General features: G+C 72.5%; 19 protein-coding genes. 10 read left to right on the top strand and 9 right to left on the bottom strand.

Annotated features, from left to right (window positions below):
* Positions 1–81 precede the first annotated feature (81 nt).
* The 3 genes from Actkin_RS20100 (at position 82) to Actkin_RS20090 (ending at position 3,433) form a co-directional block, all read left to right on the top strand.
* Positions 82–879, top strand: coding sequence for an NAD(P)H-binding protein (locus Actkin_RS20100; protein WP_258903799.1), 798 nt, complete (start codon positions 82–84; stop codon positions 877–879).
* A 1-nt stretch (position 880) separates the two neighbouring features.
* A complete protein-coding gene (locus tag Actkin_RS20095) occupies positions 881–1,207 on the top strand; it encodes a hypothetical protein (RefSeq protein WP_258903798.1) in 327 nt (108 codons plus the stop codon).
* 102 nt (positions 1,208–1,309) lie between these two features.
* On the top strand, positions 1,310–3,433 hold the full coding sequence (locus Actkin_RS20090; protein WP_258903797.1) for an ATP-binding protein: 2,124 nt from the start codon (positions 1,310–1,312) through the stop codon (positions 3,431–3,433).
* A gap of 48 nt (positions 3,434–3,481) precedes the next feature.
* Here Actkin_RS20090 and Actkin_RS20085 read toward each other — a convergent pair whose 3' ends face one another.
* The 3 genes from Actkin_RS20085 to Actkin_RS20075 all read right to left on the bottom strand — a co-directional run bounded on the left by Actkin_RS20085 (position 3,482) and on the right by Actkin_RS20075 (position 8,383).
* Complete coding sequence (locus tag Actkin_RS20085; protein ID WP_258903795.1) at positions 3,482–6,283, bottom strand: aconitate hydratase; 2,802 nt, start codon at positions 6,281–6,283, stop codon at positions 3,482–3,484.
* A gap of 211 nt (positions 6,284–6,494) precedes the next feature.
* On the bottom strand, positions 6,495–7,937 hold the full coding sequence (locus Actkin_RS20080) for a flagellar basal body protein FliL (protein WP_258903793.1): 1,443 nt from the start codon (positions 7,935–7,937) through the stop codon (positions 6,495–6,497).
* The gene (locus Actkin_RS20075) at positions 7,934–8,383 is read right to left on the bottom strand and encodes a hypothetical protein (protein WP_189211051.1); all 450 of its coding nucleotides are present in this window, start codon (positions 8,381–8,383) and stop codon (positions 7,934–7,936) included. The genes Actkin_RS20080 and Actkin_RS20075 overlap by 4 nt, the downstream gene beginning before the upstream one ends.
* A 204-nt stretch (positions 8,384–8,587) precedes the next feature.
* Here Actkin_RS20075 and Actkin_RS20070 point away from each other — a divergent pair, with 204 nt between their 5' ends.
* Complete coding sequence (locus tag Actkin_RS20070; protein WP_258903792.1) at positions 8,588–9,853, top strand: NlpC/P60 family protein; 1,266 nt, start codon at positions 8,588–8,590, stop codon at positions 9,851–9,853.
* Positions 9,854–9,857: 4 nt separating this feature from the next.
* Here Actkin_RS20070 and Actkin_RS20065 read toward each other — a convergent pair whose 3' ends face one another.
* Complete coding sequence (locus Actkin_RS20065; protein ID WP_258903791.1) at positions 9,858–12,152, bottom strand: ABC transporter permease; 2,295 nt, start codon at positions 12,150–12,152, stop codon at positions 9,858–9,860.
* Positions 12,149–12,847: an ABC transporter ATP-binding protein gene (locus Actkin_RS20060; protein WP_189211048.1), complete on the bottom strand. Its 699-nt coding sequence runs from the start codon at positions 12,845–12,847 to the stop codon at positions 12,149–12,151. The genes Actkin_RS20065 and Actkin_RS20060 overlap by 4 nt, the downstream gene beginning before the upstream one ends.
* A gap of 132 nt (positions 12,848–12,979) precedes the next feature.
* Here Actkin_RS20060 and Actkin_RS20055 point away from each other — a divergent pair, with 132 nt between their 5' ends.
* The 3 genes from Actkin_RS20055 to Actkin_RS20045 all read left to right on the top strand — a co-directional run bounded on the left by Actkin_RS20055 (position 12,980) and on the right by Actkin_RS20045 (position 16,637).
* Complete coding sequence (locus Actkin_RS20055; RefSeq protein WP_229786926.1) at positions 12,980–13,777, top strand: sensor histidine kinase; 798 nt, start codon at positions 12,980–12,982, stop codon at positions 13,775–13,777.
* Positions 13,774–14,433, top strand: a complete 660-nt coding sequence (locus Actkin_RS20050; RefSeq protein WP_189211047.1) for a response regulator — start codon at positions 13,774–13,776, stop codon at positions 14,431–14,433. The genes Actkin_RS20055 and Actkin_RS20050 overlap by 4 nt, the downstream gene beginning before the upstream one ends.
* Before the next feature lie 65 nt (positions 14,434–14,498).
* Positions 14,499–16,637, top strand: a complete 2,139-nt coding sequence (locus Actkin_RS20045) for an NACHT domain-containing protein (RefSeq protein WP_258903790.1) — start codon at positions 14,499–14,501, stop codon at positions 16,635–16,637.
* On the opposite strand, the gene Actkin_RS20040 is transcribed toward Actkin_RS20045, so the two are convergent.
* The 3 genes from Actkin_RS20040 to Actkin_RS20030 are packed head-to-tail and all read right to left on the bottom strand — an operon-like array spanning position 16,634 to position 18,506.
* Entirely contained in the window at positions 16,634–17,596 is a 963-nt protein-coding gene (locus Actkin_RS20040; RefSeq protein ID WP_258903789.1) for an NADPH:quinone reductase, read from the bottom strand. The genes Actkin_RS20045 and Actkin_RS20040 overlap by 4 nt on opposite strands.
* 2 nt (positions 17,597–17,598) lie before the next feature.
* On the bottom strand, positions 17,599–17,997 hold the full coding sequence (locus Actkin_RS20035; RefSeq protein ID WP_229786925.1) for a cupin domain-containing protein: 399 nt from the start codon (positions 17,995–17,997) through the stop codon (positions 17,599–17,601).
* Positions 17,994–18,506: an Lrp/AsnC family transcriptional regulator gene (locus Actkin_RS20030; RefSeq protein WP_258903788.1), complete on the bottom strand. Its 513-nt coding sequence runs from the start codon at positions 18,504–18,506 to the stop codon at positions 17,994–17,996. Before Actkin_RS20030 ends, Actkin_RS20035 begins: the two co-directional genes overlap by 4 nt.
* Before the next feature lie 73 nt (positions 18,507–18,579).
* On the opposite strand from Actkin_RS20030, the gene Actkin_RS20025 reads away from it, so the two are divergent.
* The 3 genes from Actkin_RS20025 to Actkin_RS20015 all read left to right on the top strand — a co-directional run bounded on the left by Actkin_RS20025 (position 18,580) and on the right by Actkin_RS20015 (position 21,059).
* Complete coding sequence (locus Actkin_RS20025; RefSeq protein ID WP_258903786.1) at positions 18,580–19,749, top strand: aminotransferase-like domain-containing protein; 1,170 nt, start codon at positions 18,580–18,582, stop codon at positions 19,747–19,749.
* Positions 19,749–20,486, top strand: coding sequence for a class I SAM-dependent methyltransferase (locus Actkin_RS20020; RefSeq protein ID WP_258903785.1), 738 nt, complete (start codon positions 19,749–19,751; stop codon positions 20,484–20,486). Before Actkin_RS20025 ends, Actkin_RS20020 begins: the two co-directional genes overlap by 1 nt.
* Positions 20,487–20,834: 348 nt before the next feature.
* Entirely contained in the window at positions 20,835–21,059 is a 225-nt protein-coding gene (locus Actkin_RS20015; RefSeq protein ID WP_258903784.1) for a hypothetical protein, read from the top strand.
* Between the two features lies 1 nt (position 21,060).
* On the opposite strand, the gene Actkin_RS20010 is transcribed toward Actkin_RS20015, so the two are convergent.
* Positions 21,061–21,933 carry a hypothetical protein gene (locus Actkin_RS20010; RefSeq protein ID WP_258903783.1) on the bottom strand — a complete coding sequence of 291 codons (873 nt, stop codon included), beginning with the start codon at positions 21,931–21,933 and terminating at the stop codon, positions 21,061–21,063.
* Positions 21,934–21,936 lie beyond the last annotated feature (3 nt).

Raw genomic sequence — 21,936 nt, 5'->3', positions numbered from 1 at the left:
AGGCCCTGGAGGCGTCGCCGCGTGCGGTGGGACAGCGGCGTGGTCGGGCGATTGTCGGTGCCCTGTGATGGGGTGGCGGGCATGGCGAAGAACGACATCCTGGTCCTCGGCGCCAGCGGCACCACCGGCCGCCGCGTCGTGGCGGGCCTGCGTGCCCGCGCCCTCCCCGTCCGCCCCGCGTCGCGGTCCGGCGCGGTGCGCTTCGACTGGTCCGACCCCGCCACCTGGGAGCCCGCGCTCGCCGGGGCGTCCCGGCTGTACCTGATGGCCCCGCACGAACTGCCCGTCGACCCTGCCTTCGTCCGCCAGGCCGTCGACCAGGGCGTCGAGCGGATCGTGCTGCTGTCGAGCCGGGCCATCGAGGTCATGGGCGACGAGCGTCTCCAGGCCGCCGAACGCACAGTGCGCGACTCGGGCGCGGAGTGGACCATCATCCGCCCGGACTGGTTCAACCAGAACTTCGACGAGGGCGTCTTCCGCCCGGCCGTCGACGCGGGCGCCTTGGCCGTCCCCCTCGGCGACACCCGCTTCCCCTTCATCGACGCCGACGACATCGCCGCCGTCGCCGTGACCGCCCTCGCCGAGGACGGCCACGCTGGCCACACCTACGAGATCACCGGCCCTGAGGCCCTGTCCTTCGCCGACGCCCTGGAACGCATCGGCAAGGCCACCGGCCGCACCATCACCTTCCACGACACCCCAGACGCCTACCGCACGGCCATGTCCGCCCTCGGCCTGCCAGCCGAGCAGATCGACCAGGAGATCACCGCCTTCACCGCCCTCCAGGCCCAAGGCGACGGCACCCCCACCGACACCGTCCACCGCGTCACCGGCCGCGCCCCCAAGGACTTCGACACCTACGTAGCGGAAGCGTGGTGACGTGCGAAGACGCAAGCGGGCGGAGCAGGCGAGAAAGTGGATCACCCACCAAGCGATCCTGCACATCCGCGCGATGGCCTACCGCCGTGAGGCCCACTGCCACGACTCCTTCCCCGACGCGGATTACCTGGAACAGATCCGGCTCCTGGCCGACCTCTGCGACACCCTCGTCCCCGGCGACGACCTCGTGTCCGCACTCCAGTGGACGTGGCAGACCAGAGGCGCCGCCGGACAGCGATGGATGCGCCACTGCCTGGCGCAGCGCGGCATCGCCATCGAAACGCTGATCGACGTCAAACCCGCTCCACCTCAGGACGCCGCGGATTGAGTCGGTGGCCCCACGCCTGACCCGACTGCAACGGCAGGCATGGTCGAATCGGCGAGTGCGATAACCCTCCGAGGGATAGAGACCGCCGGCAGACTCGCGTCCGTGCCTGAACCTGGTGTTCGCAACGAGGTGGTCGGCTCAGTCATCGGACCCGTGGTGCAGACGGGCTCGATTCACAACCTGGTCTTGACCCACGACCACCTGCCAGTGCCTCGACAGCTGCCGATGGCCGTACCGGACCTGGTGGGCCGGTCAGAACAGGTGGCGAAGCTCGACGCCCTGTTCGCGACGGCGGGCGGCCGCGACGGCCGGACGATGGTGATCTCCGCGGTCGAGGGCTTACCCGGTGTCGGCAAGACCGCCTTGGCGCTGTGCTGGGCACATCAGGTGCAGGCCGCCTTCCCCGACGGAACGCTGTATACCGACCTCCGCGGATACGGCCCGGGGCGACCGGCACGCCCCGGCGAGGTGTTGGACGGGTTCCTCCGGGCGCTGGGCACACGACCTGAGCAGATCCCGACGACTGTGGAGGCCCGGGCCGGGCTGTACCGGTCACTACTGGCCGAACGCAACGTGTTGGTAGTTCTGGACAACGCCAACTCGGCTGGACAGGTTAGACCGCTGCTGCCAGGAAGCCCCGGCAGCCTGGTCCTGGTGACGAGCCGGGACAGTCTCACCGGCCTGGTGAGCGGGCAGCACGCGCACCGCCTCACCTTGGCGCCGCTGACGCCGACGGAGGCCGCAGAGCTGATCAGTCTGGCCATCGGTCGGCGCCGCGCCGCGGCCGAGGCCCCGGCGGTGGCCGAACTCGCCGGGCTCTGCGGCCTACTGCCGGTGGCCCTGCGCATCGCGGGTAGCCGCATCGCAGGCCGCCCTCATCTCCGGGTTGCGGATGTGGTGGACGAGATGAGGGTCGACAGGCTCGGTGTGTTGCGCACGCCGACCGACGAGGCCTCAGACGTGTCCGCGGTTTTCGGGTGGTCGTATCGGCGGCTTACCGCAGAGCAGGCGGCCATGTTCCGCGGCCTCGGCCTGCATCCCGGGCCCGGGATCAGCCTGCACGCGGCCGCCGCGATCGGCGGCGTGTCGACCGGCCAGGCGCGGCGACTCCTGGACGATCTGGCCGCGGTCAATCTGGTCGAACAGCGCGCGCGAGATCGCTACGAGTTGCATGACTTGCTTCGCGAGTACGCGCGCGACCGCGCGCGCCACGATGATCCGCCCGGTGCATGTGACGAGGCGATCGGCCGCGTCCTGTCGTGGTATGCCCGGATGGCCGCCATGGCAGACCGGCTTCTCTATCCCGCGTACGTTCGCTGGCGCGCACACCCGGGGAACTCTTCGGTGGAGCTGATCCCGTTGGCCGACCGGGGCGCCGCCACGGCGTGGTTGACCATGGAACGGCAGAACCTCATGGCAGTAGTCCGCCACGCCAGCGCCCACGAGCGGGATGTCCTGGTGTTGTCTCTGGTACACGCCGTCGAGACGTTCTTCTACCATCACGCGTACTGGGACGAGTTGTTCGAGATGCTCTCCTTGGGGATCGCCGCCGCGGGGCGGACGGGTGATCCCGCCAGCCACGCCTGGTTCTTGACCCGCTCCGGCTGGGCACGTCTGCAGCGGTCAGGTTGGCAGGACGCGCTCGGCGACCTGCTCGGCGCGCTGGCCTTGGCTCGCGAAGTCGGAGACCCCTACCTGGAGGCGTACGCGCGCAATGATCTAGGAATGGTGTCCCTACGGCGGAATCGTTTCGCCGACGCATTGGACTACCTGCTCCCTGCCGTCTCCCTGAGCCGGGGAACCGACACCGGGCGTCAAGAGGCGTTTGTGCACTGCAACGTCAGCAGCGCCTTGATGGGACTGGGCCGCCACCGCCAGGCCCTGAGCCACGCGGAGCGCAGTCTGCGTCTGCGGCGCCAGGCGGGCGACCGCGAGGGCGAGGTCTTCACGCTCAACCAGTTGGCCCGCGTCCGGTCGTGCCTGGGCGATCACACCGGGGCGATCAGCGCGTGTGAGGACGCCCTCGCGATCTCGGCGGACTATGCCTACCTTCCGGACATCGCGGCCACCCTCGACACGCTGGGCACAGCTCAGCGGAGTCTCGGGGACGTGCGTAGCGCCCGGGCCCACTGGTCGGAGGCGCTGCGCATCTACGACTCGTTCTGCGATTACCGCGCCACCGACCTGCGTGATCGTCTTGCCGATCTGCCGATGGAGGACGAATGACACCGGGGCCGCCCCCAGGAGGAGCGGCCCCGACGTCATGGCGCGTCTTTAGTTGGAGACCATCTTCCGCAGGACGTACTGCATGATGCCGCCGTTGCGGTAGTAGTCGGCCTCACCCGGGGTGTCGATGCGGACGTCCGCGTCGAAGTCCACAGTGGAGCCGTCGGCCTTCGTGGCGGTGACCTTGACCGTGCGCGGGGTGGCGCCGTCGTTCAACGCCGTGATGCCCGTGATGTCGTAGGTCTCGGTGCCGTCCAGGCCCAGGGACTCCGCCGTCTGACCGGCCGGGAACTGCAGCGGGAGGACGCCCATGCCGATCAGGTTCGAGCGGTGGATGCGCTCGAAGGACTCGGCGATCACCGCGCGCACGCCCAGCAGCGAGGTGCCCTTGGCCGCCCAGTCGCGGGAGGAGCCGGAGCCGTACTCCTTGCCCGCCAGGACCACCAGCGGGATGCCCGCGGCGGCGTAGTTCTGCGCGGCGTCGTAGATGAACGCCTGCTCGCCGCCCGCGGTGAAGTCGCGGGTGTAGCCGCCCTGGACGTCGTCCAGCAGCAGGTTGCGCAGCCGAATGTTGGCGAACGTGCCGCGGATCATCACCTCGTGGTTGCCGCGCCGGGAGCCGTAGGAGTTGAAGTCCTTGCGCTCCACGCCGTGCTCGGTCAGGTACTTGCCCGCGGGCGAGTCCTGCTTGATCGCACCGGCCGGGGAGATGTGGTCGGTGGTGACCGAGTCGCCCAGCAGGGCGAGGACGCGGGCGCCCGCGATGTCGACCACCGGGGCGGGCTCCATCTGCATCCCGTCGAAGTACGGGGGCTTGCGCACGTACGTCGACTCCGCGTCCCACTCGAAGGTGTTGCCGGTCGGCGTCGGCAGGGACTGCCAGCGCTGGTCGCCCGCGAACACGTCGGAGTAGCTGGAGGCGAAGCCCTCCGCCGACATCGCCGAGGCGATGACCTCGGAGATCTCCTGCGGCGACGGCCAGATGTCCGACAGCATGACCGGCTGCCCGTCCGACCCGGTGCCCAGCGGCTCGGTCGTGATGTCGATGTCCATCGACCCGGCCAGCGCGTAGGCCACCACCAGCGGCGGCGAGGCCAGGTAGTTCATCTTCACGTCCGGGTTGATCCGGCCCTCGAAGTTGCGGTTGCCCGACAGCACGGACACCACTGCCAGGTCCGACTCCTGCACCGCGGCGGAGATCTCCTCCTGCAGCGGGCCGGAGTTGCCGATGCAGGTGGTGCAGCCGTAGCCGACCAGGTGGAAGCCCAGCTTCTCCAGGTACGGCATCAGGCCCGCGCGCTCGTAGTAGTCCATGACGACCTTCGAGCCCGGCGCCAGCGTGGTCTTCACCCACGGCTTGCGCTCCAGCCCGCGCTCCACGGCCTTCTTGGCCAGCAGCGCCGCGCCGATCATGACCGACGGGTTGGACGTGTTGGTGCACGAGGTGATCGCCGCGATGGCGACCGCGCCGTGGTCGAGCTCGAACTCCGCGCCGTCCACGGTGACCCGCGTCGGCTTGGAGACGCGGCCCTGCGCGCCCCGCGCGGCCGAGTGGTAGTCGAACGGCGCGCCCTCGCCGCCGTCGCCGTCGAACACGGCGGGGGAGTCGCTGGCCGGGAAGGACTCCTTGCCCGCCTCGTCCACACCGGACTCCGGGCCCGCGGTGGCGTAGCTGCCCAGCGCGGCGCGGAACGCGCTCTTGGCGTCGGTCAGCTCGATGCGGTCCTGCGGGCGCTTCGGGCCCGCGATGGACGGCACGACGGTGGCCAGGTCCAGCTCCAGCGTCTCGGAGTAGACCGGCTCAACCGCCGGGTCGTGCCAGAGGCCCTGCTCCTTGGCGTACGCCTCGACCAGCGCGACCTGCTCGGCCGAGCGGCCGGTGAAGCGCAGGTACTCGATGGTCTCGTCGTCGATCGGGAAGATCGCCGCGGTGGAGCCGAACTCCGGGCTCATGTTGCCGATGGTGGCCCGGTTGGCCAGCGGGACAGCGCCGACGCCGGAGCCGTAGAACTCGACGAACTTGCCGACCACGCCCTGCTTGCGCAGCATCTCGGTGATCGTCAGCACCAGGTCGGTCGCGGTGGCGCCCGCGGGCAGCTCGCCGTGCAGCTTGAAGCCGACCACGCGCGGGATCAGCATCGACACCGGCTGGCCCAGCATGGCGGCCTCGGCCTCGATGCCGCCGACGCCCCAGCCGAGCACGCCCAGGCCGTTGACCATGGTCGTGTGCGAGTCGGTGCCGACCAGCGTGTCGGGGTAGGCCTGCCCGTTGCGGACCATGACCACGCGCGCCAGGTGCTCGATGTTGACCTGGTGGACGATGCCCGTGCCCGGCGGCACGACCTTGAACTCGTCGAAGGCGGTCTGGCCCCAGCGCAGGAACTGGTAGCGCTCCTTGTTGCGCTCGTACTCCAGGTCGACGTTGAGCTCGAAGGCGTCGGGGCGGCCGAAGATGTCGGCGATCACCGAGTGGTCGATGACGAGCTCGGCCGGGGCCAGCGGGTTGACCCTGGCCGGGTCGCCGCCGAGCTGGGTCACGGCCTCGCGCATGGTCGCCAGGTCGACGATGCACGGCACGCCGGTGAAGTCCTGCATGACCACCCGGCCGGGGGTGAACTGGATCTCCGTCGACGGCTCGGCCGCCGGGTCCCACTCGGCCAGCGCGCGGACGTGGTCGGCGGTGATGTTCGCGCCGTCCTCGGTGCGCAGGAGGTTCTCCAGCAGGATCTTCAGGCTGTACGGCAGGCGCTCGGCTCCCTTGACCGCGTCCAGGCGGAAGACCTCGTAGGAGGCATCCCCGACCTTCAGCGTGGCGCGGGCGCCGAAGCTGTCCTTGCTCGGTGTAGTCACGTCCAACTCCAGTGGCGGCGCATGTCGGTTCGGATCGACGGGGGTGAGTCTCGCGTACCCGGCCGCGGCCCGCAGCAACCCCCTGCTGCCCCAAACAGTACGCTTGTCCTGTATTACGTTTCAAGCCGCCACGCCGGGCCGGGAGTGTGATCCAGGACGCGCGAGGACCCCCGGGGCGCACCCCGGGGGTCCTCGCGCTGGGCTCGTCGGACTAGCCGTTCGCCATCTCCAGCAGCGCCCGCACGTCCTCGGCCTCCAGGCTCTGCAGCGCGGTGACCATGACGTCGGTCAGCGACCGGATCGGGCTGACGTACCACTTGCCGTCGACCTCGACGGTCACGACGCCGGTGTTGGCCATCATGCCCTTGACCAGGCCGGTCAGCGCCTTCTCGACCTCCGGCGGCATGCCCTGGCCGCCGATCTCGGCGGCGAGGTCGTCCGCGCAGAGCTGCTGGCGCTCGCCCTGCACCTCGGCGGCGTAGCACTCGCCGTCCTTGGTGATCCTGACCGTCTGGCCGTCGGCCTCGACCTCGAGCTCCTTGAGCAGCACCTTGGTGCCGCCGTCGACGTCGGCGGTCTCGGTCACGAGGTTGACGATCCGCGCCGGGGCCGGGTCCAGCTGGCCAGCCTGCTCGACCAGCACCGGGCCCACGTCGTGCAGCACGCCCATCTCGTCCGGCGGCAGCAGCTCGATCACGCGCTCGAGGTCGGCGGCCATGGCCGCGTCGGCGAGCTGGCGCACCGCGTCGCCCGGGCTGTCGGCGCCGTTGGCCGGGATGGCCTGCTTCGGCCACTCCAGGTTCTCCGCCAGCAGCGCGTAGTCGGCCAGCGTGTAGAACAGCGACGGGTACCACTCGCCGTCCACGTTGACCGTCGCGATGCGGATGGGCTCGCCGCCGTTGTCGGCGACCTCCTTGGCGATGTCGACCGTCTCGGTCTGCGGCCGGGCGTCCATCCCGCGCGGGAACGCGGCCTCGATGAACTCCTCGGTGTAGGGCAGCTGGCTCATGTCCGAGGTGATCGTGACCGTGCCGCCGATCAGCTTGGTGATCGTGATGCGGTCGTTGACCTTCTCCGCGGCGGCGTCGTCGAACTTGAGGTTCTCGGCCTTGAGCTCGAAGCCGGTCATCTTGTTGGGGTCGACACCGGGCTTGTAGATCTCCAGGCGCACCAGTTCCTCGGTGGTCTGGGAGTTCAGCGCGGACATCAGGTCCCGCTCGGCCGGGGCCAGCCCGGTGAGCACCCCGGCCACGTCGCCCTGGCCGATCGCGGTGACCAGGTTGGTCGCCGCGCTGGTCGGGTCCTGCGCGCCCGCGGCGACGCTGCTGCCCCGGTTCAGGAAGAAGACCGCCCCGCCGACGCCCGCCGCGGCGAGGACCACCGCGACGACGACGCCGATGATGACGCCCTTGCGCGACTTGCGCGGGGGCTCCTGGTGTCCGTACGCCCCGCCGTACTGCTGCTGCGGGTAGCCGTACTGCTGGGTCGGCTGCGGTCCGGTCTGCGGGTAGCCCGGCTGAGCGGGCTGCGGCCCGGTCTGCGGGTAGCCCTGCTGCGGGTAGCCCCCCTGCTGCGGGTAGCCCTGCGGCTGCCCCTGACCCTGCCCGTACGGGTCGTTCGGCGGCCACTGCCCGCCCTGGCCTGGATACGTCACCGTTCCCCTCCTGCGTTCTCGCGTGCGCGTCCGCGCCCGCCGAATAGCGTGCCCAGCGCTGCTGCCATGACCAGCGCGGCCCCGATCACCGTGACCGTCGGGCCCACCTCGGCGACGCCGACCGGGCCACTGCCCGCTTCGACGCGCGCGACGCCCGCGATGGTTCCGAGGATTATCGCCACGAGCAGTAGGAACGTTGCGGCCGCCCGGCGGGAGACCAGGTAGAGGCCGACGCCGAGGACCATCGCCGGGATCAGCCCGTACCACACCATCAGCAGCCACTCCAGCGCCTGGCCGCGCAGGAAACCCAGGGTCTGGATCACCCCGGCGAACTCGAAGCTGTCGCGCAGGACCGCGCCGGAGCGCAGCCACGGCAGGCACATGCCGACGATCGCCGTCAGCAGGCCCGCGATGCCGATGGCGGCGATGGCGCGTGGGTTGGGCACGGCGACCATCCTCGCAGGTCCGGTCGTCCGGCGTTACCGCTTTCGGGTGAACGGTGGTCGCCGGGCGCCGGACCCGGGGACTACTGACCGTGTGATTCGGGGACAAAGTGGCCGGAGCGACGCGTGTTCCCGCTGTTACGACTGGTCAGGATGTGTCCGAAGTGGCACAGTCGGAAAGTCCCCTGAGGACGGAGGAGGTGGGTCGTGCGGAGCGTGATCGTCGCGCTGCTGCTGGTGTTCGCGACCGCGGTCGCCGCGGTCGCCGTCCCGCCGCCACCGCCGAACCCCAGCCAGTCCGACATCGACGCGGGCCGCCGCGAGGCGCGGGACAAGGCGGGCGAGGTCGGGCGGCTGACCAACCAGCTCGCCCGCGCCGAGGCCCGGCTGATGGACCTGCACGCCGAGGTCGAGGCCCGGATGGAGGAGGCCAACAAGGCCCTCGTCGACCTGCAGACCGCCCAGGACGCCGCGCGCGAGGCCCGGGCCGACGCCGAGGCAGCCGCGCGCGAGGCCGAGGGCGCCGCGCGCGCCGTCACCGACGCCCGGCAGGCGCTGGACGACTTCGCCGCGGGCAGCTTCAAGCAGGGCAGCACGGTCGGCTCCATCTCGGCCTACATCGGCGCGTCCAGCCCGGAGGACCTGCTGGCCCGCGCCCAGCTGCTCAACGCCGTCGGCGGCAGCGGCCTCGACGCGCTGGAGCGGATGGAGCGCGCCCGCACCGTCCAGGCCAACAAGGACTCCCTGGCCAGGGCCGCCCTCGCCGAGGCCGAGCGCGCCGAGGCCGACGCCGAGCTGGCCAAGGCCGCAGCGGACTCGGCGATGGCCAGCGCTCAGCAGGCCCGCCGCGACGCCGAGGCCAGGACCGCCGAGCTGGAGGCCGCCAGGGCCGACTACGAGCGCCAGCTCGTGGCCGCCCAGGCCAAGGTCGGCGGCCTGGAGGCCCAGCGCGAGCGCTACAACGAGTGGCTGGCCGCGAAGCGGCGGGAGGAGGCCGCGGCCAACGCCCCCCGCCCCGTCTCCGTGCAGGCCCCGCCGAGCGCGCCCGCCAGCGGCTCGGTGCAGGTGGTCATCGACCGCGCCCTGTCCCAGCTCGGCGTGCCGTACGCGTGGGGCGGCGGCAACGCCCACGGCCCGACCCGCGGCATCCGCGACGGCGGCGTGGCCGACTCCCACGGCGACTACAACAAGATCGGCTTCGACTGCAGCGGCCTGATGATCTACGCCTTCGCTGGCGTGGGCATCCGGCTCCCGCACTACTCCGGCTACCAGGCGACCTACGGCCGCAAGGTCCCGCTGTCGGCCATGCGCCCCGGCGACATGCTGTTCTGGTCCACCCGCGGCCGCATCCACCACGTGGCCCTCTACCTCGGCGACGGGCAGATGGTGGAGGCCCCGTACAGCGGCTCGCGGGTCCGGGTGGCCCCGGTCCGCTGGGGCGGACTGGAGCCCTACGCCGTCCGGCTGCTGTGACGCGTCACTCGGTGTGCAGGACCTCCGCGATCGTCGCCCGGCCCGCGCCCCGGGCCGGGAGGTAGGCGCCCAGCACCGCGATCACGACGCCCGCCAGCGCCAGCAGGGCCAGCAGCGGCGCGTGGTAGACGTCCATGACGATGTCGAGGACGTCGGCCTGGGCAGCGCGCATCATGGCCGGGGCGATGAGCGCGTGCGCCGCGACGCCGAGGGGCAGGCCGATCAGGCCGCCGACGACGCCCAGCACGCCCATCGAGGTCACCATCATCACCGTGACCTGGCGCGGGGTCATCCCGATCGACTTGAGCATGCCCAGGTCCCTGCGGCGCTCGCGGCTGATCAGGACGACGGTGTTGAACACGCCGAGCGCCGAGACCGCGGCCAGCACGAGCGTCATGAGGGTGGCGAAGCCGATCAGGACCACCGCCTGGCTCGACCCGCCCTCGTCCGGCGGGATCGGCGTCAGGCCGGGGTCGCCATCGGCGGCCGCGTCGACGTAGGCCTGCCGGTCGGCGCCGGGCCGCAGCTCGACCAGGTAGGAGTGGGCGCGGGTGCCGGGGGCCAGCGCCGTCAGGGCCGACCAGGACGCGTAGACCTCGTCGGCGGGGTTGGTCAGCACGACGCCGACGACGCGCAGCCGGGTGCGGTCGCCGTCGAACTCCACCGTGATCGCGTCGCCGAGGGACAGCCCGCGCTGGTTGAGGAACCGGGACGGGACGGCCACCTCGTCGGGCGCGGCGGGCCAGTGTCCGGACAGGACCACCGGGCCGAGGTCGCGGTCGCCGCGGTGGAAGTAGACCTCGGCCGGGTCCCCGCCGACCACCCCGACCGGCAGCCGGGCCACCGCGGCGACGGCGGCCGCGCCGGGCAGCGAGCGCAGCAGGGCCTCGTCCTCGGCGTCGCTCAGGGTCGGCTCGGGCAGCCGCTGCGGCCCCGGGAATCCGCGCGGGGGCGCGGCGAGCAGTTCGACCCGGTTCTCGGTCGGCGGCTCGACGGCGGCGCGGTAGGAGGTGACGGACGTGGTCACCCCGCTCGCCAGCGTCACCGTCATGACGCCGAGGACGATCGCCGCCAGGGTCAGCGCGCTGCGCGCGGGCCGGGCGAACGGCACGCCGAGGCCGAGGCTGACCGAGCGCGGCAGCCGCGCCCCGCTGAGCACGCGCTGGACCGCCAGCGCCCGGCCGACCGAGGGCGCGCTGCCCGCGCTGATCGCCTGGGCGGCCGAGAGCCCGCGCGCCCGCAGCGCCGCGAGCAGGGCCGTCACGACGACCACCGCGGGCATCCCCAGCGCGGCCAGGGCGTACACCCACGCGTCGATCGCGATCTCCGTCGTGCCGAAGCCCGCGAACGCGTCGGCCAGCAGCGGCACCGCCGTGACGTGGCCGAGCACCGCGCCGAGCACGCAGCCGACGACGGCCGGGACGGTGACCATCAGCAGGTAGACGGCCAGCACCTGGTTCGAGGTGAAGCCCAGCGCCTTGAGCACGCCGATGTGCCGGTAACCGGCCACGACGGCGCCGCTGATCACGTTGGCCACGATCAGCACGGCCACCGCCATGCCGAGGACGCCGAAGACGATCAGCAGCGGGATGTAGACGGCCGTCTCCGCGGCGACCTCCTGCTTCAGCGTCAGGTAGGACTGCGTGCCCAGCAGCGGCAGCCCGGCCGTCACCGCCGTCTCGGCCGCGGCGATCTCCTCCGCCGTGCCCGCGGCCGTGAAGCGGTAGAGCATCTGCGCGCTGTCCGGGTTCAGCGCCGTCATCTGGGCGGGCGTCACCCAGGCGTCGGCGGAGCGGCTCACCGAGTAGGCGAATCCGACGACGGTGAACGTCCGGCCACCCGCGACGTCGACGCGCTCGCCCAGCGACCACGGCCCGTGCTCGCCGGGAGGTTCGTTCAGCACGATCTCGCCCGGCGCGTCCGCCCACCGGCCCTGCCACACGGTCAGCCGGTCCACCGCGCCGCCGGGGTCGGCCCGGCCCGCGACGGTCAGCGGCATGCCGATCCGGCTGGTCATCGCGACGTCCACGGTGACCTGGGCGAACGGCCCGGCGGCCGCCGCCACCGCCGGACGCCCCGCGGTCTCGGCGAGCCCGTCGCCCGGGCCGTCGAACACGGCGACCAGGTGCGCGCCGCTCTGCTGCTGGTGCGCCCGGTCGAACGGGGCCGACGCCGAGGTCAGCAGCCCGAGGGCCAGCACCATCGTCGCGGTCGAGACGCCGACCACGACCCCGATCACGATCGTCTGCAGCCTGCGCCGCCGCGCCGCGGCCCGCGCGACCCGCCACACGGCGCTCACGGCGTGCGCTCCAGGCGCGACTCGCGGGCGACGCGGCCGTCGACGACCTCGACGAGCCTGCTCGCGCACCGGGTGGCCAGGCCCTCGTCGTGGGTCACCAGCAGCAGCGTCTGACCGATCTGGTTGAGGTCGAGCAGCAGGTCCATCACCTGCTCGCCCGCCCGGCTGTCCAGCGCGCCGGTCGGCTCGTCGGCCAGCAGCAGGGCGGGGCGGTTCATCAGCGCGCGGGCGACGGCGACCCGCTGCCGCTCGCCGCCGCTGAGCCGCGCCGGGTAGACGTTGCGCCTGCCCGCGATGCCGAGCTCGTCGAGCAGTTCCAGGGCCCGCCTGCGGGCCTGCGCGGGCGAGGTCCCGGTCAGCTGCGCGGCCAGGGCGACGTTGTCGAGGGCGGGGAGGTCGTCGAGCAGGTTGAAGAACTGGAAGATCATGCCGATGCGCCTGCGGCGGTACAGGGCCAGCCCGGTCTCGCTCAGCCTGCCCAGGTCCTCCCCGTTGACGACCACCGACCCCGATGTGGGCCGGTCCAGCCCGGCCACCATGTTCAGCAGGGTCGACTTGCCGCTGCCCGACGGGCCCATCACCGCGACGGCCTCCCCGGCGCGGATGGTGAGCGAGAGGCCGTCCAGCGCGACGGAGTCGCTGTATTCCTTGCGCACGTCGGTCAGTTCCACGACGGCGCTGTCATCACTGGTCACGATCGGCAATCCTGGGCTCGGCGGGGCGGGTCGGGCATCGGTCGGCGGGGGTAACCCGGCCGACGGGTCATCCCCAGGATGTACGCGCCGGGTTGACGCGGAGGCGACGGCCCCGGTGGCAGAGTCGGCCCGGTGGGGAGCGGATGGGTCGTCGCCGGGGCGGCGGTGCTGGTCGCCGCCGTGCTGGCGGTGCGGCTCGTCCGCGCCCGCCGGGCCTTCGCCGAGGCGATGGGCGAGCGCGGCTGGCTGCTGGAGCGGGAGCGGGAGAGCGCCGCGCGCGGCGCTGTCGACGCCGAGCGCGCCCGCATCGCGCGGGAGCTGCACGACATCGTCAGCCACAACGTCAGCGTCATGCTGGTGCAGGCGGGCGCGGCCCGCCGGGTGCTCGACGCCGAGCCGTCGTCGGCCGCGGCCGCGCTGCTGGCCGTCGAGGCCGCGGGCCGGGACACGATGACCGAGCTGCGCCACCTGCTCGGCGTGCTCGCCCCGCCTGCGGACGGCTCCGAGCCCGCCGACCTGTCGCCGCAGCCCGGACTGAGCGGGCTCGGCCCGCTGGTCGACCGGATCGCCTTCGCCGGGCTGCCGGTGGAGGTCCGGGTCTCCGGCGAGCCCCGGCCGCTGCCGTCCGGGGTGGACCTGACCGCCTACCGGATCATCCAGGAGGCGCTGACCAACGCGCTGAAGCACGGCGACGGGGCGAAGGCCGAGGTGTCGGTGCGGTACGCGGACAACTACCTGCGCGTGGAAGTGCTGAACAGCGGCCCCAGCGCGCTCTCCGGCGGCCGGGCCCCCGGTCCGGAGTCCGACGAGGGCCGCGGCCTGCTCGGCCTGCGGCAGCGCGTGCGGGTCTTCGGCGGCGACCTCGACGCGCGGCGGCGCGTCGGCGGCGGGTTCCGGGTGCGGGCGCGGATACCGCTGGAGCGCCCGTGACCCGCGTGGTGATCGCCGACGACCAGGCCCTCGTGCGCACCGGCTTCCGGATGATCCTGGCCTCCGGCGGCATCGACGTCGTCGGCGAGGCCGCCGACGGCGTCGAGGCGGTGTCGCTGGTCCGCGACCTGCGCCCGGACGTCGTCCTGATGGACATCCGCATGCCCAACCTCGACGGGCTGGCGGCCACCCGGCAGGTGCTGGCCACGGCCCCTGACTGCCGCGTGCTCATGCTGACCACGTTCGACCTCGACCGCTACGTCTACTCCGCGCTCGCCGCCGGGGCGAGCGGCTTCCTGCTGAAGGACGTCACCCCCGAACACCTCGTCGCCGCCGTCCGCCTGGTCAACACCGGCGACGCGCTGCTGGCCCCGACGATCACCCGCAGGCTCGTCGAGCGCTTCGCCGCCGCCGAGCCGCCCTCGGTGCCCGCCGACCTGGCCGTGCTGACGCCCCGGGAGCGGGAGGTGCTGACGCTGGTGGGCCGCGGCCGCTCCAACGCCGAACTCGCCGCCGACCTGACCCTCAGCGAGGCCACGGTCAAGACGCACGTGGCGCGCATCTTCGCGAAGCTGGCGCTGCGCGACCGCGCCCAGGCCGTCGTCCTCGCCTACGAGACCGGCCTGGTCGTCCCGGGCGGCGGCGCCTCCACCTGATCGCGCCCGCCCTCGGCGTCGCGTCCGGCATGATGATCACCGGATGCCGGAGCGGAGGCGGACGGGTGCGGCGGTCAGCGGTGTGGCGGAAGGTGCGCGTCGTCAGCGTCGTGGTGTTCTGCGTCGCGGTGGCCGCGATCCTGCTGCTGCTCCTTCCCGACGGCGAGCTGGACCGGGGCGACAAGGTCGCCAGCGTCATCAGCATGGTGACCGCCTGCGTCACCCTGGTCGCCATGCTGATCTCGGCCCCGCCGCAGGAGAGGCGGCCGGTGGCGCCGGGGGCCGTCGCCGACGTCCTGGCGAACGCCGTGCGCGCCCAGTGGGAGACCGAGGAGCGCATCCGCCGGGTCCACGACCCGTTCCCGCTGCCGTTCCGCTGGTCGGTCGTCGACGACGACACCACCGACCACTGGCAGAACATCAACCGCGCGCACGATGACGACTCGCCGCTGGACCTGGCGGGCCGCGACGACATCGTCGCGGTGTTCGGGCGCGTGCCGTCCGGTCGGCTGGTGGTGCTCGGCGCGGCCGGGGCGGGCAAGACGATCCTGGCGTCCCGGTTCACCCTGACCCTGCTCGACCAGCGCGCCCCTGGCGATCCGGTGCCGGTGATCTTCCCGCTGGGCTCGTGGGACCCGATGAGCGCTTCCCTGCGGGACTGGCTCGCCGAGCAGCTCATCGCCGACTACCCGATGCTGAGCGCGGCCGACGACAGCGGCGGCACGCTCGCCGCCCGGTTGCTCGCCGACCGCCTGGTCCTCCCGGTGCTCGACGGGCTCGACGAGGTGCCCGAGGGCATCCGGGGGGCGGTCGTCACCCGGATCAACCGGGGCGTGCTGCCGGGCGACCGGTTCCTGCTGACCAGCAGGCCGGACGAGTTCCGCGCCGCCGTCGCCGCCGCCGACCCGCTCGCCTCGGCCGCGGTCGTGCGCCTCGACCGGCTCACGATCGACGACGTCGCTGGCTACCTGCCGCTGACCACCCGCAAAGGCCGCGACACCAGGACGAAGTGGCATCCGGTGCTCGCGCACGCCCGGCGGTCCGGCATCGACAGCGCGTTGTCCGAGGTGCTGTCGACCCCGCTGATGGTCGCGCTCGCCCGGGCCGTGTTCAGCGACACCGCCGCCGATCCCGCCCAGCTGCTGGCCGTGTCCAGCCCGGACACCCGGACCACGCGGGAACTGATCGAGGACCGCCTGCTCGCGGGGTTCGTGCCCGCGGTCTACTCCGACGACCTGACGGAGGCGACCGCGGTCAGGGCGCGGCGGCACCTCGCCTTCCTGGCCAGGCACTCCCTCCGGCTGCGCACCCAGGACATCGCCTGGTGGCGGCTCGTCACCGCCGTGCCGAGGACCGTCGTGGGCGCGGTGGCGGGCCTGGTGATCACCGCGGCCACCTGGCTCGGCGCGGGGTTCCCCGGCTGGGCCGGGCACTGGCCCGACGGCGGCGGCAGGCAGGCGTGGCTGGTCGCCACCCTGATCGCGGGCGCGGCCACCGGGATCGCGGGCGGGCTGATCGTGGGCCAGGGCCGCGGCATCCGGCTCACCCCCGCCCGCGTCCGACTCCGGATGCGGGGCCGGGCGCGCCAGATCGGCGCGCGGCTCCTGCGGAGCCTGACCACCTGGCGCAACCTGGCCTGGTTCGCGGTCTGGACCGTCGGCGGGCTCCTCTTCGGCGTGGTGGCGTCGCTGTCCGGGCGGGACGGCGGGGTGCTGCTGGTCGGTCTGGCCGCCGGGCTGTTCTGCGGCGCGGCGCTGTGGTTCGTGGTCTCCTTCGTCCGCGCGCTCGGCGTCCCGGTCACCCCCACCGAGACCACGAGCCCGGCCGACCTGCTGCGCACCGACCGGCGCACGGCGCTGCGCCAGGGGCTCGCGGTGGGCGTGGGCGGCTCGGCGGTGTTCTGGCTGATGCTCCGGCTGGCCATGGAGCCCGCGTTCGGCACGCCGTTCGCGGTCGTCTTCCCCGGCGGCCTCTGGGTGCTCGGCATCGCCACCATGGCGGTGCTCGGACTGCTGATCTGGATGCTGTTCGTCACCGTCTGGGGCCCGTGGCTGGTGGCGCGGACGTGGCTGTCGCTCACCGGGAAGCTGCCCTGGCCGGTGATGGGCTTCCTGGTCGACGCCCACCGCAGGGGTGTCCTGCGGCAGGCGGGCGGGGTCTACCAGTTCCGGCACGCCCGCCTCCGCGACCACCTCGCTGGCTAGGCGGTGTTCAGCACCATCTTGCCCAGTGATCCCGGCGCGAGGACGCGGCGGTGGGCTTCCTGGGCGGCGTCGAGGGGGAGTTCGGTGCCGACCATGGGGTGCAGGACGCCCGAGCGGAGCTTGGCGCCGATGGCGCGCAGGGCGGTGGCGGACTCCTCGGCGGTGGCGTTCCAGAGCGCGGTGCCGTGGATCGTCGCCTCCTTGCGCATGGTCAGCCGCGGCGTGAAGTCCAGGCTGCCGCGGCTGCCCACCACGACGATCCGCCCGCGCGGGGCGATGATCTCCAGGTCCTTGGCCAGGTTCACGTCGGCGAGCATCTCGACGACCACCGCGGGGGCGAGCGCGGCGAGCTTGTCGAGGTAGCCGGGGGAGGTGTGGTCGAGGACGTGGTGCGCGCCCGCGGCCAGCACGAGGTCCGCGCCCGCGCAGGTGCCCGCCGTGCCGATGACGGTGGCGCCAGCGTCGCGGGCGAGCTGGGTGGCGGGGATGCCGACGCCGCCGCTGGCGCCGTGGATCAGCACGGTCTCGCCGGGCTGCAGGACGGCCTTCTGGAACAGCGCCCGCCACGCCGTGGCGCAGGGGACGCCGACGGCGGCGCCCTGGGCGTAGGACAGCGAGTCCGGCAGGGGCTGCACGTCGGGCTCGTCGGCGACGACGTACTCGGCGTAGGTCCCCGTCGAGCGGCCGAGCGCGCTGACGAACACGCGGTCGCCCGGCGCCGCCGAGGTGACGCCGGGGCCGACCGCGTCGACCACGCCCGCCCCGTCGAAGCCGGGCGTGTAGGGCAGCGGCGGGGTGAAGAAGGCGTACTGCCCGGTGCGGACGTAGGTGTCCGCCGGGTTGACGCCCGCGGCGTGCAGGCGCACGCGCACCTGCCCCGCCGCGGGCTCGGGCAGGGGCAGGTCGGTGGGGACGAGCACGTCCTCGGCGCCGAACCGGCTGACCTGGATCGCGCGCATCGTCAGCTCTCGGCCTGCTTGCGGGCGTGGTCGAGCAGCGACGTGCGCGGCGGGGTGAACACGTCGATCTGCCTGCACGTGGTGTCCTTCGTGTGCGCGCCGTGCGGGACCCACGGCGGGATGACGGCGACGTCACCCGCGCGCATGGTCCGCGTCTCACCGTCCAATGTGAACTCGAACTCCCCCTCGACCACGATCGTGATCTGCTCCTCCTCGTGGACGTGCAACGGCGCGGTCGTGTTGGGCTCGAAGCTGACGAAGTTGGCCATGGCGCTCTGGCCGAGCACGGGCCGGAACGCCAGGCCCTCGACGAACTCGACCGGGTCGATGTCGCCGACGGTCACGTACCGGCCGGGCGCGGTCGGCGTCCCCTTGGCCTCGGTGCTGAAGTGCTCGGTCACGGTTCCTCCGGTGGGGTGAGGCTGGTCAGGACGCGGTCGGCGAAGTTGTCGGGGGTGTAGGCGTAGAGCACGAGCGCGGTCTCGGTGTGGCGGATGCCGGGCAGGGCGAGCAGCCGGTCGAAATAGACCTCGTTGAAGTGGGCCTGGTCGCGCACGCGCAGCCGCACCTGCAGGTCCAGCGCGCCGGTCACCAGGTCGACGCTCTCGACCTCGGGGATCTCCACCACCTGCTGGGCCAGTTCGCGCTGGTTGTCGCTGCGCTCGGAGGCCACGCCCACGACGACGGTCAGGGCGCGCCCGAGCAGGCCGTAGTTGATCCGGGCCCGGTAGCCCTCGATGACCCCCAGCGACTCCAGTCTGGCGATGCGGTCGGCGACCGCGGGCGGGGACATGCCCACCCCGCGGGCGATCGCGCGCTGGGAGAGCCGGGCGTCCTCGGCGAGGTACTTGAGGATGGCCACGTCCGTGTCGTCGAGCCGGGGTACCGGCTCGTGCTTGTCATTTGCCATGTCGATCGGCACTATAGGACTGGCGAACGTAAGCCACAAGGCATGGCGGACCATGCGATTGCGAGGAGGGTCGGTGCGGTACGCAGACCGGATGAGTCGGGTGGGTCCCTCCGCGATCCGCGACCTGCTGCGGCACGGGGCCGACCCGGCGATCATCTCCTTCGGCGGCGGCTACCCCGATCCCGCGCTGTTCCCGACCGACGACCTGCGCGCCGTCTACGACGAACTGCTCGCGGGCGACCCGTCGGCGTTGCAGTACTGCCCGTCCAACGGGCTGTCCTCGCTGCGCGAGCACGTCGCCCGGCGGCTCGCGCGCGACGGGATCGCGTGCGGCGCCGACGACGTGCTGATCATCCAGGGCGCGCAGCAGGGCCTGGACCTCGCGGGGAAGCTCGTGCTCAATCCGGGCGACACCGTGGTCACGGAGAACCCGACGTTCCTGGGCGCGCTGATCGCGTTCAACCCGCTCGAGCCAACGTACGCGCCCGTGCGCACCGACGACGACGGCATGGACCCGGCGGACCTGGAACGGGTGCTGGCGGAGTCGCCGCGCGCCAGGCTCCTCTACACCGTCCCGGACTTCCAGAACCCGACCGGCGTGACGATGAGCCTGGAGCGCAGGCGCGCGCTGATCGACCTCGCCAACCGGTACGACCTGCTGGTCGTCGAGGACACCCCCTACCGCGCGCTGCGGTACGACGGCGAGGCTTTGCCCACCTTGAAAAGCCTGGACACCGAGGGCCGGGTGCTGCACCTGGGCAGCTTCTCCAAGATCCTCGCGCCCGGCATGCGCCTGGGCTGGGCGGTCGCGAGCCCGGAGATCCTGGACAAGCTCACCCTGCTGAAGCTCGCCGCCGACACCCAGTGCGGCACGCTCAACATGGCCGCGGTGTCGCTGTACCTGGACCGGTACGACATCGACGCGCACATCGCCTCGGTCCGCGCGGTGTACCGCGACAAGCGCGACCTCATGCTGAAGACCCTGGCCGACGCGTTCCCCGACACCACCCGCTTCACCACCCCGACCGGCGGGCTGTTCACCTGGCTGACCTTCCCGGAGGGCTTCGACACCACGGCGTTCATGCGCGACACGGCGCTGCCCAAGGCGCGGGTGACGTACGTGCCGGGGGCGTCGTTCTTCGCGGGGGAGCCCGAGCACAACCACGCCCGGCTCAACTTCTCCGGCCTGTCCGAGGAGAAGATCGTCGACGGCCTGACCCGCCTCGGCGCCCACCTGGCGTGATGGACAACCGGGCCGCGTGGGAGATCGCCTCCCGCAAGCACGTGCGCGAGTACGCCGAACTGCTCGCCGAGGCCCGGGCGGGGACGTCACTGTTCCCGGTGGAGCTCGATCTGCTGCGGCCCGTGCTGGAGTCCGCCCCCGCTGTCGTCCACCTGCAGAGCGGCCATGGCCTGGACGACGTCGCGCTGGTGAAGGCGGGCGCGGCCTCGGTGGTCGGCGTCGACTTCAGCAGGACAGCCGCCACCGCGGCGTCCCGCCGGGCAGCGGACCTGGGCGTCCCCTGCCGCTACGTGGTGGCCGAACTCCCGGGAGCCCCGCTGCGCCCCGGCTGCGCCGACCTCGTCTACACCGGCAAGGGCGCCCTGATCTGGCTCCCCGACCTCACCGCCTGGGCGCGGGACGTCATAGCCTTGCTGCGCCCCGGCGGACACCTGTTCGTGTACGAAGCCCATCCCATGGTTCCACTGTGGACCTGGGACGAGGACGAACCGCGCATCCGCCCCGACCGAGGCTACTTCGCCCGCTCCCACGTCAACGACACCTTCCCCGCCAACGGCGCCGTGGAGTGGCAGGCAACCCTGTCCGACGTCATCACCGCCGTCCTGGCCGCGAACCTGGACCTCCTCCACCTAGCCGAACACCCCGACCCCTTCTGGCGCCCCCACAACACCAACGCCGCCGCCTGGCGCGGCCAACTCCCCAACACCTTCTCCCTCCTGGCCCGGAAACCGCTGTAACACCCCGCCTGGTGCCCCGACTTCCCTGGAGACATCGACTTCTCATCGGGTGGTGGGCATGGAATGCCAGCGATGTGGCCTGACCGTCGGCCTCGGATGCGCCTGCGTCCCACGCCGAGCGGCCCGAGGACCCCGACGCGCCGAGCCACCCCAGAGCAGTGCGCCGCGCCGCACCACGGAGCCGCGCCAGAGCGGCGAGCCCGGCGGACCGGTGAGCGGCGCCGGACTGGTGAGCCCCGGCGGACCGGTGAGCGGCGCCGGACTGGTGAGCCCCGGCGGACCGGTGAACCGCGCCGGACCGGTGAGACGCGGCGGGTTACTGAGTCGCGGCGGAGTGCCGAGCCGTCTGTGTCGGGTCGGCCCTTTCGCGAGCTGCGTCGCCTGTTCCGGGACGGCAGGCTCTCGTGGAGCGATCTGGATCCCGGCGAGCGCGCGGCGTTGACGCCGTATCAGCGGCAGCAGTTGCTGGACTGGGAGAACGACGTCCTCGAGCGGGGCGATCAGGACGTGCACCGCTCCACCTCGGTGCGCACCCGCTCCGGCGGGCTGCCGACCCTTGGCCGGTGGAACTGACCTAGTAGTAGCCCGGCTGCTGGAACGGCGGAGGCGGCGTCGAGCCCGGCGGATACTGCGGCGGGTAAGGCTGCTGCGGATACGGCTGAGGCGGATAGGGCCCTTGCGCCGGATACCCCTGCGGCGGGCCCTGAGGCGGTTGTCCCTGTGCTGGATAGCCCTGCGGCGCGTACCCCTGCGCCGGGTAGCCCGGGTACCCCTGCCCCGGATAAGGCTGCTGCGGTTGACCGAAGTGCCTCGGCAGGTACGTCACCAGGTGCGCCAGCTTCGCCAGCGTCCCCACCACCTTCTGCGGCGTCGTGTTCGCCAGCATCACCATCTCCGCGTACACCAGCTCGTTCCCCACCAGGGACCACGTGCCCAGTTCGGCCTCACGAAGGAAACCCACCAGCGGCGGCGTGAGGATCTGCGCCGCCACGTGCGGGTCGGTGTCCACCAGGCGGTGTCTGCGGTCGAACTTGCGCTCGCCGGTCATCGGGCGCGGGTGGTGGTCGACGTCGGCGTACACCTCGTTGTTCGACGTGATCTGGAAGAACGGCATCGGCGCCTGCAGGGTGACGGCCCAGACCGAGTCGGTGCGGAAGTCGTGGTGTTTGTTCAGCGTGAGGCCCATCGCCTGCATGTTGACGACGCGGTCGCGGCGGATGAAGTCGAACATGGTGAACGGCAGGCCGTCACAGACGCCGGTGAGGGCGCCGTACGCCATGCGCATGTCGCCGCGCTGGGTGAGCGGGAGGACGCGCCAGCGGTCGAGGAGGGCGGGGGCCTCCTCGGCGAACTGCCAGCCCCGCTCGTACGCCAGCCCCGCCCGCTCCCTGTTCACCCGGTTGATCCCGGGCATCCGCGACCACGCGGTCCGGTTGCTGAAGTCCATGCC

It is taken from the genome of Actinokineospora sp. UTMC 2448, assembly GCF_024760565.1.
GTDB classification, from domain to species: Bacteria; Actinomycetota; Actinomycetes; order Mycobacteriales; family Pseudonocardiaceae; genus Actinokineospora; species Actinokineospora fastidiosa.
Note: the sequence above shows the minus strand (reverse complement) of the source record. Positions and strands in the feature narration are given on the sequence as shown.

Bases quoted from the DNA above. Each gene is read 5' to 3' on its own strand.
- Actkin_RS20040 (WP_258903789.1), bottom strand. From the start codon at position 17,596: ATGCGCGCGATCCAGGTCAGCCGGTTCGGCGCCGAGGACGTGCTCGTC.
- Actkin_RS20010 (WP_258903783.1), bottom strand. From the start codon at position 21,933: ATGGACTTCAGCAACCGGACCGCGTGGTCGCGGATGCCCGGGATCAAC.
- Actkin_RS20020 (WP_258903785.1), top strand. From the start codon at position 19,749: ATGGACAACCGGGCCGCGTGGGAGATCGCCTCCCGCAAGCACGTGCGC.
- Actkin_RS20030 (WP_258903788.1), bottom strand. From the start codon at position 18,506: ATGGCAAATGACAAGCACGAGCCGGTACCCCGGCTCGACGACACGGAC.
- Actkin_RS20100 (WP_258903799.1), top strand. From the start codon at position 82: ATGGCGAAGAACGACATCCTGGTCCTCGGCGCCAGCGGCACCACCGGC.